11 protein-coding genes are annotated in these 12,486 nt (G+C 50.5%); 7 read left to right on the top strand and 4 right to left on the bottom strand.

Annotated elements, in window-relative coordinates; genetic code table 11:
* The first annotated feature begins 2 nt into the window (after positions 1–2).
* The 5 genes from HFE64_08815 to HFE64_08835 all read left to right on the top strand — a co-directional run bounded on the left by HFE64_08815 (position 3) and on the right by HFE64_08835 (position 3,088).
* Positions 3–413: a hypothetical protein gene (locus HFE64_08815; protein ID MCI8633561.1), complete on the top strand. Its 411-nt coding sequence runs from the start codon at positions 3–5 to the stop codon at positions 411–413.
* A gap of 148 nt (positions 414–561) precedes the next feature.
* Positions 562–1,611: a Gfo/Idh/MocA family oxidoreductase gene (locus HFE64_08820; protein MCI8633562.1), complete on the top strand. Its 1,050-nt coding sequence runs from the start codon at positions 562–564 to the stop codon at positions 1,609–1,611.
* A gap of 10 nt (positions 1,612–1,621) precedes the next feature.
* Entirely contained in the window at positions 1,622–1,771 is a 150-nt protein-coding gene (locus tag HFE64_08825) for a hypothetical protein (GenBank protein MCI8633563.1), read from the top strand.
* A gap of 7 nt (positions 1,772–1,778) precedes the next feature.
* On the top strand, positions 1,779–2,198 hold the full coding sequence (locus HFE64_08830; protein MCI8633564.1) for a helix-turn-helix transcriptional regulator: 420 nt from the start codon (positions 1,779–1,781) through the stop codon (positions 2,196–2,198).
* On the top strand, positions 2,195–3,088 hold the full coding sequence (locus tag HFE64_08835) for a CtkA family protein (GenBank protein ID MCI8633565.1): 894 nt from the start codon (positions 2,195–2,197) through the stop codon (positions 3,086–3,088). The genes HFE64_08830 and HFE64_08835 overlap by 4 nt, the downstream gene beginning before the upstream one ends.
* A gap of 140 nt (positions 3,089–3,228) precedes the next feature.
* Here the strand turns inward: HFE64_08835 and HFE64_08840 are convergent, their stop codons facing one another.
* The 4 genes from HFE64_08840 to HFE64_08855 all read right to left on the bottom strand — a co-directional run bounded on the left by HFE64_08840 (position 3,229) and on the right by HFE64_08855 (position 9,293).
* Positions 3,229–4,899, bottom strand: coding sequence for a DUF4091 domain-containing protein (locus HFE64_08840; GenBank protein MCI8633566.1), 1,671 nt, complete (start codon positions 4,897–4,899; stop codon positions 3,229–3,231).
* A gap of 19 nt (positions 4,900–4,918) precedes the next feature.
* Positions 4,919–6,448, bottom strand: coding sequence for a hypothetical protein (locus tag HFE64_08845; protein MCI8633567.1), 1,530 nt, complete (start codon positions 6,446–6,448; stop codon positions 4,919–4,921).
* Positions 6,426–8,075, bottom strand: coding sequence for a hypothetical protein (locus tag HFE64_08850; GenBank protein MCI8633568.1), 1,650 nt, complete (start codon positions 8,073–8,075; stop codon positions 6,426–6,428). Before HFE64_08850 ends, HFE64_08845 begins: the two co-directional genes overlap by 23 nt.
* A 159-nt stretch (positions 8,076–8,234) precedes the next feature.
* Positions 8,235–9,293 carry a phosphotransferase gene (locus HFE64_08855; GenBank protein ID MCI8633569.1) on the bottom strand — a complete coding sequence of 353 codons (1,059 nt, stop codon included), beginning with the start codon at positions 9,291–9,293 and terminating at the stop codon, positions 8,235–8,237.
* A 255-nt stretch (positions 9,294–9,548) separates the two neighbouring features.
* Here HFE64_08855 and HFE64_08860 point away from each other — a divergent pair, with 255 nt between their 5' ends.
* Both HFE64_08860 and HFE64_08865 read left to right on the top strand, forming a co-directional pair.
* Positions 9,549–11,309 (top strand): hypothetical protein, encoded by a 1,761-nt coding sequence (locus HFE64_08860; GenBank protein ID MCI8633570.1) that lies wholly within the window; start codon positions 9,549–9,551, stop codon positions 11,307–11,309.
* A 477-nt stretch (positions 11,310–11,786) separates the two neighbouring features.
* Positions 11,787–12,416, top strand: coding sequence for a hypothetical protein (locus HFE64_08865; protein ID MCI8633571.1), 630 nt, complete (start codon positions 11,787–11,789; stop codon positions 12,414–12,416).
* Positions 12,417–12,486 lie beyond the last annotated feature (70 nt).

The following is a 12,486-nucleotide window of genomic DNA, read 5'->3' on the forward strand; positions in this document are numbered from 1 at the left end:
GCATGGCGAATTGGAAGGATAAGATCATCCGGATGATGTATGGGCGCTATGGAGCGGATGCGCTCTATGGGTTTTTACAGGTCTTGTTTTGGCTTTTATTTGTGGTGAATCTGTTTGCGCGGTCGGTCTTGCTGAGTGTGTTGACGAGTCTGGTTTTGGTGTGGATGCTGTTTCGCTTTTTCTCACGCGATAGGGAAAAGAGGAGAAAGGAAAATGAATGGTTTCTGCGTGCCAGTAAACCGATGCGGTCTTTTTTGTCGCTGCAGCAGATGAGATGGCGGGAAAGGAAAACGAAGCGTTTCCGGCGGTGTCCGTATTGTAAAACGATTTTGCGATTGCCCATCAAAAAAGGCACACATGTGGCCGGCTGTCCGCAGTGCCATCGGGATGTGAAGGTGCATATCTGGCTGTAGTCCGGTTAAATAGGGACCTTATTAAAGTATTGAAAAAAAACGCATAAAAACTGGATTTTTGCGATTTTCCCCTTGCAATTCTGTATATGATATGATACACTTAGCTGGAATTAGAAAATGTAATCCATTACATAAAGGAGTAGTACACATGAGCAAGACGTATGGTGTGGTTTTAATTGGCTGTGGTCATATCGGAGAAGCACACATTGAAGATATTTACTATCGTGATGAAATCCGGATTGTCGGCGTAGTGGATCTGTATGAGGAAAATGCCAAGCTGTTTGCCCGCAAATATGGGGCGGAGCACTATGCAACCGATTATCATGAAATGATTCAGCGCGATGATGTGGACATTGTGATCATTGCGACCTATGCGCGTACTCATCTGGAGATTTTAAAGGAGTGCGTGGCTGCCGGCAAGCATGTGCTGTGCGAAAAGCCAATGACACAGGCAGACATGGCCGCGGCAAAAGAATTTTATCATGTGGTAAAAGCGGCTAAAACCAAAGTGCTGATCGCTCATGTATTGCGTCACAACGACACATATACGAAGGTAAAGAATATGATCCGTGACGGAGCCATCGGCGAGGTGCGCTTTATCCGCATGGTGCAGAACCATCATATTATGAACCCCAAGCGCTACGGAGCGCTGCTGGAGGATTGTCCGCCGATTGTAGACTGCGGCGTGCATTATATTGATGTGATTCGTTGGTTTACCGGGCTGGAGATTACTTCTGTGGGCGGACTGGGAACTACAATTGATCATCATGAGAACGAGACCGGAGAATTTGATCACGGCATCCTGACGATGAAGCTGTCGAACGGCGGCAGTGCCTATTACGAGGCTGGCTGGGCCAATAATCTGGCGGCGCAGAATCTCAAGGAGTTTATTGGCGATCAGGGGCGCATCCGCATTACGCTGCAGGAAAACAGGGCGCAGGATGCAGAGGAAGGCGATCTGATTGAGTATTATACGCATGGAAACGCGACCTACACGACAATCAACAATAAGAGCAAATATAAAAATATGTGGGGACAGCTGCAGACGCTAATCGAAATGATCGAGACGGGAGAAGAAGGCAATCCTTCCTTTGACGAAGCGTTTGAAGCCTTTATGATCGCGCTTGTCGGCAATGAAGCGGCAAAGCAAAATAAGGTGATCGAGCTGAATTATAAATGGGAAGAAGAGTTTAAATAAAAAGCAGCTGATGGAATACGGCGGGCCGTTCTTTGGTAAAGAACGGCCCGTATTTATGTATTGGTGGTTGGTGCGTTTTGGTATTATTGTAGAAGAGCAAGAAAATGGCTTGAACTACTTGATATTATTTCGGTTTACCGATATAATAGATATGAGGTGATACCCATATGATTATAAACGAATTGCTTGAGCGCAGAGGAATGACTAAATATAGACTAGCGGTGGACTCCGGTGTGCCTCATGCTACGCTTAACGATATTTGTAGCGGCAAAACGAGGCTGGAAAAGTGCAGCGCAGAAACCGTGTATAAGCTGGCAAAGACGCTGGGCGTTTCTGTGGAGCTGCTGGTGGAAAGTGGACTGCGCACTGCACAGCGGGAGCGCTCGTATGAGTATGGTCTGCCAGAGTATCTGCAACATGATCTGGACGCTTACAAGGATGCGCTCAAACACGGTTCGAATTTGATGGATTGTCTGTGGGGGGAACTCTACGGCAGCATCAATATAGCAGAGATCAGCGACGGCGTTATCACGTCGGAGCATGCGGATTATCTGAGGCAGAAATATCTGTGGAGGACACAGCGATGATAGACTTTACAAACTGCACAAGGCTGCCTTACAAGGCCTATAACGGTGCCAACGGGAAGAAGATTGCCATTGAATACGAGGGCGAACAGTATATGCTGAAGTTTCCACCCTCTGGCGATACAAAGCCCACAGAGCTGTCTTATACCAACAGCTGTATCAGCGAGCATATTGCCAGTAGTATCTTCAATATGCTGGGTGTGAAAGCACAAGAAACTATACTTGGCACCTTTGAGATTGGCGGGAAAACCAAGATCGTATGCGCTTGCAAGGACTTCACAGCAGACGGCAGGATGCTTTTTGACTTCTGCTCCATTAAGAATACAATTTTGGACTCAGACTCCAATGGGAGCGGCACAGAGCTTGCGGATATTTTGGATACCATTGAAAAGCAGCAGTTTGTCGCTCCGAATGTGCTGCTGAAGCATTTTTGGGATGTATTCGTGATGGATGCACTTTTGGGAAACTTTGATCGTCATAATGGAAACTGGGGGTTTCTGCATGATCCGAGTACTGGCGAGAGCAGTATCGCTCCGGTATTTGACTGCGGAAGCTGCCTGCTGCCCCAAGCAGACGAAAAGGTCATGGCCGCTGTGCTGGAAAACGAGGATATGTTGAACGCAAGAGTGTATCAGTTTCCGACCTCTGCCATTAAGTTAAATGGCAGGAAAATCAACTATTATGATTTCCTGATGGCACAGCCTAATACGGACTGTCAGGCTGCGCTCAGCAGAATCTGTCCACGGGTGGATTTGGAGCAGATCGGAAACTTTATTGACAGCGTTCCGTATATTATGGATCTGCAAAGAAAGTTTTATAAGAAGTATATCTCTGCACGGTACAAGCTGATCTTACAGCCAGCCTTTGAGCTGACCGTAGAGTGCAAGCAATAAATGAATGTGCATAATAAGGACGGGTATTCTACTTTGAAAACATTGTAGTGGCAACAAAAGTGCACCGTCTTCATTAGAATGAGCGGCACCTCCCTCTGGAGATAGCCGCTCATCATTTTGTGTATAAAATCAGCCGTATTTTACTCAGCCGCGCTCAGCTGCGCAATTTCCCGATTCACCTTGGCGCGCAGATTCAGCAGATACGCCTCGCCGGCCGGATAGCTCGTAAAGCTCAGCGGCTCAGTCAGGCCCTCCTCCAGCAGCGCCAGCACATGCTCGCGGCTCGACAGGCTTTCCAGCAGCGTCAGCGCCGCCAGATCCTGCAGCGCCTCATGGAAAATCACCAGCCGCTGCGACTCCATGGCCTCCCCGTCTGCACCGGGATAGATCACAAACGCATCTCCACTGGGGAACGCGCCGTCGCCATCCGTCGTCATAAACGGATTCAGATGCCGCAGCGAATACCGGGAATTATAAAAATTCAGTCCCCACTGCAGAAAGCCCTTCACTTCAAAGCGATAGCACTGCAGCCCCAAGATACGCGTGCGATAGCCCGGCATCGCCATAAAACGATTGGAGAGGCCATTCGTTCCTTGGCCGCAGCAATAATACACCCAGAAATCCTCCGGCCGCTTGCCATTTAAAAACGGATCCACCGCCGTAGTCGCCACCACCGGCGTCTCACAGACGCCCTGCTCATAATACGAATAGTCGCTCATCGCATCCATAATCGGAAGTCCGTCCAAAAGCGGCGCCACAAAGCGTTTTAGCTCCAGATACTGCGGCAGATGATCCAGATGCGGCTCATCCGAAATATGAAAATAACAAACATCCCGCAGGCCCATATCCGTCAGATACGCCGTCAGCTGCGGCAAAAAGGCCTTCAGAAACGCCTGATACTCCGCGCACAGCGCCAAATTGTCCCAGCCAAAGATCTGACGGTACTGTCCATCGACAGTAGCCATGATCTTGGGACAGGCCTTCGCGCCCCACTGCGTGAACAGGTGGGAAATTTCAAAATAAACGATACCATGCTGCTGACAGAGACGGATCCAGCGTGTCAGCTTGGTAAAATCAAAGGCATAAGAGCCGTTTGTCAGCGCAACATCCACCAGCTGCAGCGTTGTGCGTTCGCCGCCGACCTGCGTATCCAGCGGCAGGGTAAAGATGGGGGTGAGGATCATATTTTGGCCGCGCTGCGCCGCCAAACGGATATGGTTTTCCATAACTTCCCAGTGCTTTTCACTGAAGACCGGCAGTTGGTAGTAGTCAGCCAGACAATCACCATGGAACCAGCAGGTATATTTTAAGGGAGATTTCGGCAAAACCGCACCGATTACGGAGAGCGTAGTGGTCACGCTGACGCGCAGGTCCGGCTGCGGACAAAGCGGATCGGTGCTGAAAAAGATCAGCTCAATCGGATAATCGCCGGCGGGGGCGCATCCGGGTAGTACCTCGATGAAAAAGCTGTTCCAGCGATTGATCAAAACGCGGTACAGGCCATCCTTAGCCTCATACAGGGGGTCAGGAAAAAGACCGGTTTCATGCGTCAGATAACGGCCGTCGGCATCGGAGAAGAAGGGCAGCATAGACGGAACGTACTGCACCTGTTTAACAGTAACCGGCAGTGCACAGCGCACCTCAACCTGGATGTCGAAGCTGTTGAAGTAGCGGATATTCTCCGGGCGCAGGGCAACCTGAAAGGCAAAGGCCTCATTTTGCAGACAGCTGAATGCGGTCAGCGCAGGCTGCGGGGCTTGATCGGGAAATACCTTTTCCAATGATGATACAATGCGTGTCTCAAAGTTCATATGCATACACTCCTTTTATTTAAAAGATTCCGGTCTCCTTGCGGAGTACCTCTTTTGCATAGCTGGTGAACTGTGGATTGCCGCGCTCAATGCGGTAGCTGGCGTTTACCTGCTCGCCGCTGGTAGCAGCAACGGCAATGATGCTGCTGATGGTGCTGCCGCTTAGCGAGCAGTTCATCTCCTCTGCGCCGCTGGCCAGATCATAGATATGCGTCACCCAGATGCCCTTATAGCCCTGCAGCTTGCAGGCGGTGAGTACCTCGCGGCTCAGGAACAGATTTTCCATCGGCGAGGTACCGGTGATGGGCTCATTGCAAAGCAGCAGGCTGTAAGGTGTTGCCAGATCCAGACCGGCGCGGATGGTCTTGAGCTCTTGGCCAAGCTTGCCGTGCTGCAGCTCGGTGTTTTCTTCATGAGAAAAGACCGTTACAATGCGGTCCACCGGGCTAATCGCAGCCTCCGTCGCGGGCACGGGCCAGCCAAGCTGGAACAGAGCCTGAATGACGCCGACGGTACGTAAAAACGTGGTCTTTCCGCCCTGATTGATGCCGGTCAGCACCAAAATTTCGCCGCCGGGCTGAAACGTGATATCATTAGGGACAGTGCCGCCGTGTTTAAATACAGTCAGCACCGGATTGATCATAGTTTTAGCGGAAAATTCCTTGCTTTCGACCGGAAGAATCCGAGGATAGCATAGGGACGTCTCGGTTTTCTTCATCTGCCGCATATAGCGCAGCGCACCCAGATAGAACAAAAGATCCTGATACAGGTCGTCTAGATCAGCTGTAATGCGCTGCAGCGCCTGCTGGAACTGCTTTTGATTGTTAGAGAGCTGCACGCGGACGAGCTCCTCTGTAGGCGTTTTCATCTCCTTTAGCGATGTAAGCTCCCAGGGTTTTTCCGGCTGCCGCATTTCCTTCAGCGTATGAGAATTGAACGAGGACTTAACGAATTTTTCTTTTTGAATGGCAGTCAGAGCGGCGCCGCAGACATGAAGCTCCGGATCCAGCGTGAAGCGAATGCGGAAGCTGCCGAGCTGCTCAAGACCACTGGCATAGGTCTGCCACTGAGACTCAAAGTCAGCTGTGAAATTGGCGGAGATTTTGCCGTCGATGACGCGCGCCAGCTCCTGCAGGCCGCGGGAACGGATTCCGCCGTTGGCGGAAAGCTTGGCGAGCTCCTGCGACAGAGACAGCATCGTGCTGTGCGCGAGCTGGAGCACCGAAAATTCGCGGATGCTCTCGGCGTAAAATTCATCGGACACGGGCATCTCTTGCAGGGCGTGGATCTGTGACAGGCATTTGCAGACGGCGCTGATGCTTTCCACTAGTGCAGGGCTTTCGGCCAGCTCCTGCAAAACCTCGCGGCGATACAGCAGATCGTCTGCGTCGGTGGTGAAAAACTGTGTCCAGGCCAGCGTGTGGTCGCCATGCTGCCCCTGAAAAATGCGGTTCAGATATTCGCTCAGCATCAGGTCGGTGAGGGCCTGATCGGTGATCTGCAAAGGAGAAGCCTGTTTGTGAGTGTCAGTGGTTGTCAGAAAGCCCATGGGAATCATCTCCTTCGTAGATAGAATTGATGTTGTGCAGCTCGCAGTAGGCGCTGGCCTGTGTGAGCAGATCGCCTGCGGGCAGCATGTCCTGCAGGGTGATGCGGTAGGCGGCGGCCGTCTCTCGCGCGTAGCTGTTGCCGAGCGGCTCGGCGCTGATCAGATGATAGCTGTGCTGCATGCTCTGAGAGGCCTCGTCATATGCCGACTGTGTAATCAGGCTTTCCAGATGCTGACGGTGTGCAGCGGGCAGCTGCGCTTTGAGCAGAAAATAGATATCATACAAATGCGTTACCAGCAGATGGGTGATTCCTTTTTCCAAAAAATGACGGGACAGATCCGCACAGATCGAAACGGCCTCCACAGGATTGGTGCTGGTCATAGGCTCATTGAGGAGCACCAGATCGGAAGCGGCAGCTTCCTTTAAAATAGTGGTTAGCTTTTTAATCTCCACACCCATGCGCGAGGCGGTCATGGAGCTGTCCTCACCAGCCGAGAACAGGGTGAAAATGCTGGTGACCGGCGAGAAGCGCATGGCCGCGGCCGGGACCAAAAAGCCAAGCTGCGCCAGCACATAGCTCTGGCCGATCGTTTTCAGATAGGAAGTCTTGCCGGAATGGTTGGCGCCGGTGATGATCACGGCATTGCCCTTTTGCAGCCGCAGGTCATTGCCCTGAATGCCGCTGCTGTGAAGCACCAGATCCGGATAGACGACGGCCTGCATCTCCAAAGAGGCTCCGGGCAGAGGCTCCGGGCGGCAGAGCAGGTAGCCGCGCTGCTCAAATGCCTCGGCTGAGAGCAGGGCGATCTGGTAGAACTGCAGGGGGCGCACCAGCGCCAAAAGCTCGTCGCTGTGCGTGAAACGGAGGCCGCCCACGAGCTTAGAGGCCTTGTTGATCTCGGATTTCCATTGCTTTTCCAGACCGCGCAGAATGTATTCGTCAAAGTGAGAGCCATATAGAGAACGGTTATATACAAATTCGGGGCCGAGGCCATGGGATGGCTGCGCGGCATCGGTATGGCACAAAAGGGCGTTTAACTCCTCGGCATCATTTTCGAGGGAAAGGATTCCCAATTCGCTTGGATAGCCGTCTTCGCGCAGGTTAATGCCCAGATGAAGATAGCGTGGCAGGCACAGCAGCTCCTCTAGCTCTTTGATGGCGCTTTGACAGTGCGCATAGAAGGGCTCTTCTGTGAGCCGGGTGAAAAATTGCTGCAAAGCCTGAATACGCTCAGATTCATAAGGGTGGGGCGGAGTATCTAAAAGCTGTGACCATTCCTGCAGGCAGGCCGTATAGGCCGAGGCGAGGCGCCAGCGGTACAGGACCTCCTGCAGCTTGCCGGCGGCCAGATTGAGCTTTTCCTGTTCGCGCTGTATAGAGAGAATCGCATCAATCGCATGCTGGAGGCGGGCCGCATCCGTGACCTGCTTCAGATCCATAAGCACGGCCAGGCGCTCCTTGATCTCGCCTGCGTCGCTGCTGAAATAGCGGCGCATAAAGTGGTCAGCATCGCCCGGGGTCATGCGGGGATCGATGCGGCAGAGTATTTTAGACATATCCAGATCGGAAAGGGCCTGGCTGAGTGCAGTTCCCTGTCCGGTTTCTTGTATTAGCGTAACGCTCAAAATATTTCTCCTTGCGGTATATAGTATAGTTTTGCGTATATCTGTATTGTATCATTGGCGGCCCTGTTTGACAAGAAAAGAAAATGGGAGCCGGCGGTTTGACAATAAAAAGAAGAAGGGGGCTGCTAATGCTCAGCAGCCTCCTCTTTCATGTGGATTTTACACTTTTAACATGAATGTTTCTTTCTCGGCTATCGCCTTTTCTAGTTTTAGCCTTAGCTCTACCAGCCATTCAGGCTCATCCGCAAATTTTTCAGCGACACATCGGATGAGGCGTGCATAGCCGTATAGATTGATGAAACGCTTTAGAATAGGGCGAGACAAAATCATTTCCTGCGTATAACAATGCTCTTTTGTATAGCCTTTGATAAATTCATTTTCGGCCCGCTGAAGTGCCTCGCCTTCTAATTCCTCTTCCAGCGAATCAAAAACCTGCTCTATGTCTAAAGCATACCAGTGATACATGCCGTCCTCAAAATCAATGACAGTGCAGCTGTTGCTTTCCTTATTGTAGAAAACATTATCTGGCTCAAAGTCGTAATGGACTAATCCATACGTATCATGATGGACCGGCAGCTGGCAGAGAGCATTTTTAAGCGCCGATAGTTCGGCAATAGCATACTCTGGCGCGTTATATTCTGCAAATACAGAAGTGATCCAATTTAAGGCATCGGTATGCGACCACTTTTTGGTTCTAGGAATAAATGCAGAAGATAGAGAATGCAGTTTTCCTAAGGATTTTCCGTATACAAACATAACTTCATCGGATAAATCTGTATCTTCCACGGGAATGCCGCTGACCTTATGAAAGGCAGAGGCGTAATACTTTCCCCACTGTGTGTTCAATATCATACATATTTCGCCGGTTTTGGATTTGATCGGCGTTAGCGCCGGGTAACCAGAGGCAAGGAGGTATTCGATAAACTCTATCTCTCCAAAAATGTTTTTTTCCAGCTTTTCATCAAAAGGAGAAAGCCGCAGGAAGCAGGTTTTGCCATCCTGACAGAATGGGTAAATGGCATTGGAGGAAATGCGAAATTGCGAAAGCATCTGGTCGAGAGTGTCTGGATCATGCTCCCAGTTGCTTAGCGCTTCTTTGGCTAACTCATAGTTTTCAAATAGATATTTTAATTTTAACATGCTGTTTATCCCTTCAAAATAAAATTGCACTCCTGAAAAACAGAAGTGCAAGAATTTATTACCGCTGATGATAAACATGGAGTGCTTTATTATATGGCTATCCAGTGAGTAATATAACTTCGGTTTTTCTGATAAAAATATGCTGACATACTATTACTCACCTGCCTTTCGATTATGTAAATATCCTATCATTAAAAGCAGCAGCTGTCAATGTTTATTCCCTATTTAGATTGCGGCGTTTTTTATTTGTCGGAGATTGGCTTTTCTCAGAAAATGAGCTATACTGATAAAAGATTACATAGAGCAGGAAATCTGCCGGAACGGAGAGGAAAAATGAAGAAAAAAAGAAGAGCTAGGTTTTGTTTGCTGTTGACGGCGATGCTGCTGGCGCTGAGCGCGTGCCAGAGCGTGCGTGAGAAAATGCCGGAGAAGAACAGCGTACGGATCTATGATGTGCTGCCGCAGGATCGCGATAAGGCTGCAGGGGCCGAAATTCTGGAGCAAACGCAGGCAAAGGCCGCTAAAACGCACGGAGAGGAGAGGGACCGGCTTTTGGAGACAGCGCGGCAGCTGGAATCGCTGCCCTTTGAAAAGCATGAGTTTCGAGTGAATCTATTTACAGGCGTAGCAGGGGCCGGCGATCAGAAGGAAGCGCCCTATGCAGGCCAGATTGCTGCAATCGAAGAGGCAAGCGGGATAGAGATTGAATATATCATTCTAAATAGCTGGGAGGAGCTGAGGGAGGAGCTGCGAAAAAGTCAGGGAGATGGGGTCACAAAGCTGGTGATTTTTGATAATTCCTATGATAAAAGCTTGCTTAAAGAAGCATCCTCGGGAGGATACGCTGATTTGGAAAGGGAACTAGAGGAAGCGGGCTTTTATGAAGAAGAGCTCTATGAGCAGACGGTTTTAAATGCCGGACGGATTGATGGCCGGCAGGTGCTGATACCGCTGCTGTATACGGTTTCGGGGATGGTCAGAGGGGAAATCCTGAGACAGGATCTTCAGACGGGAGAGCTGATAGAGCCGGACGAGATCGAGACAGAACCGATTAGTTTTCCGATGTTTCTTTCTATGATGACGGGCGCGATGCAAAAAGAGCGGACAGAGCGCGGAGAGATTCCCTTTTTATCAGCCGGCTTTCTGGAAGAGGCAGGGCCGGATCTGTTTCTCTGCGCTGCGGGTGCCGACTGGGGCGACTACCGAAATCAGGAGACGCTGTTTGAAACGCTGTATGAATATTTGCAGACTTATCGCAAGACACAGCGGGAGCCAAGAAAAGATGCTATATCGATGCAGGAGCTCTGGGCATATTATTTGAATGAAATGCGGTATAGCAAGATGGAGCCCTCGGAGCTGCCCCAAAAGGTGATCGAGGATCTGCAGCTGGATATAAAAGGCATGGCAATGAATATGCATATAGCGAAGGAGCTGCTTGAAAGGACAGATTACTTTGTAGATTGTGCAGGTGCAGAGGAGATTGCGTATCATAGCGTGATAGGACTTTTGGCCTGCAGAAATTATTATGAAGCGGGTCTCTATACCTCATCGCCGGAGAGCATCGCAGATACACTGGTGGCAAGCGGAAAGATGGGCTATTGGCCAATCGGGACGATGCAGTCGCCGGATGAATATGCAGCTCAGCCGATCAATTATGCCGCGGTTGTGGAAGGCGGAGATGAGAAGCTGGCAGTGCAGGTGATACAGGCCATGACCCAGCAGCTGGTTCTGCCTGAGTTTGGGTTTTCGATCCGCAAAGAGGTGCAGCGCGAGCAGCTGCGGGTGTGGAGCGAACGGGCAGAGCGGTACGAAATCCGTGCATATGAGCTTCCGTTTAATGGAAAGGCATATAAGGAGGGCAGTACGGCAGGATATTGGGCTTCTTATATGAGTGGTTCGGAGCAGCTCGATCATAAGACGAAGTATGCAGAGCAAATCCAGCAGCAGCTGGATCATGTGGTCTTTGCACAGATCGCCGACCGCGAGATTTTGAAAATCTGGCGGGATACGCTGACAGAAGCGGCAGAGTCGGGGCTTACCGCGCAAGCGGGGCATGCGCTGCTGTGTGAGCGGATGAACGAATGGTGGAAATAAAGATAAAAATGGCGGGAAGGCTCCCGTCATTTTTTATCGGATGGACAGGAGGTCCGTCCCCCTGAGCCTGTGGGAGTAGTTATGAGAGAGGATTTGGGAGCGGTTTAACGTGCAAAAGGACTTGCAGGACCGTTGTTGGTGGCTCTTTTGCGGCCCATTAACGGGTTAAATAATCAGTTGCCACAGAGAATAAGCATCGATGTAACTGGGAAAAGCAGCAAATTACCCAGTTAAATGAACAGAAACAGCAGAAAGATAACGTGCTAAAGGAGGCTAAGGCACGTTAAAAGACAGATATCAGGAAAAGGTAACGGGCCTAAAGGACGGACGCAGCCCAAAGTTCCGCCATATCGCAAATTTCAGCCACAGCCGGCGCAAGCAGCCACCACGCAGTCGCAAACTTTGTAAATAAATTTATATAAATCTATTGACAAATTATATAAACTGAGTATAATTCTCTATAAAAGGAGTGGTGAGATGGCAAAGAGTGTTTATTCATTAGTATTGAGAGATGAAGTGGTGGCCGAGATCGACCGCTTGGCCTACCGCATGAATACAAACCGGTCGAATATGATCAATCAGATTCTGGCAGAATATGTATCAATGACGACGCCGGAAAAGCGGATGCAGGAGGTGTTCACCCGCATTACCAACATGCTGACAGAGTCGGGGATTTTCCAGCCCATGCTGCAGCCCTCGGATTCCATGCTGTCGGTGCGGTCCGCGCTGGCCTACAAATACAACCCTACCGTACGCTACAGCGTAGAGCTGCAGCGCAGCGAGGAAGGCGCGGCCGGCTGCCTCAAGGTAAGCCTGCGCAGCCAAAACAGCAGCCTTATGCTGTACTGGCGGCAGTTTTTCTCCTGCTGGAATGCCATTGAAAAGCTCTATCAAAAAGAGCTGCGCTGCGAGCTGGAGGCAGGGCGCTACCTGCGCTATTTCACATTGCCGCAGGAGATCGGCAGCGACGAGCAGGGCGAAATGATCGCAGGCTATATCCAGCTGCTCGACGACTGCATGAAGCTATTTTTCGATCATCTGGAGCAGCCGCAGGCAGTTTTAAGAGAAATGGAAGCCAGATATCGTGAGGCACAGCCGATGATCTGAATCGGCAGGAAGGTAAACAAGGTCAATTTTCCGCCTATGGCGGGAAAAGCTTACGGCTATAGAAAGGAGC

Source organism: Lachnospiraceae bacterium, from assembly GCA_022794035.1.
Taxonomy (GTDB): domain Bacteria; phylum Bacillota; class Clostridia; order Lachnospirales; family Bianqueaceae; genus CALWPV01.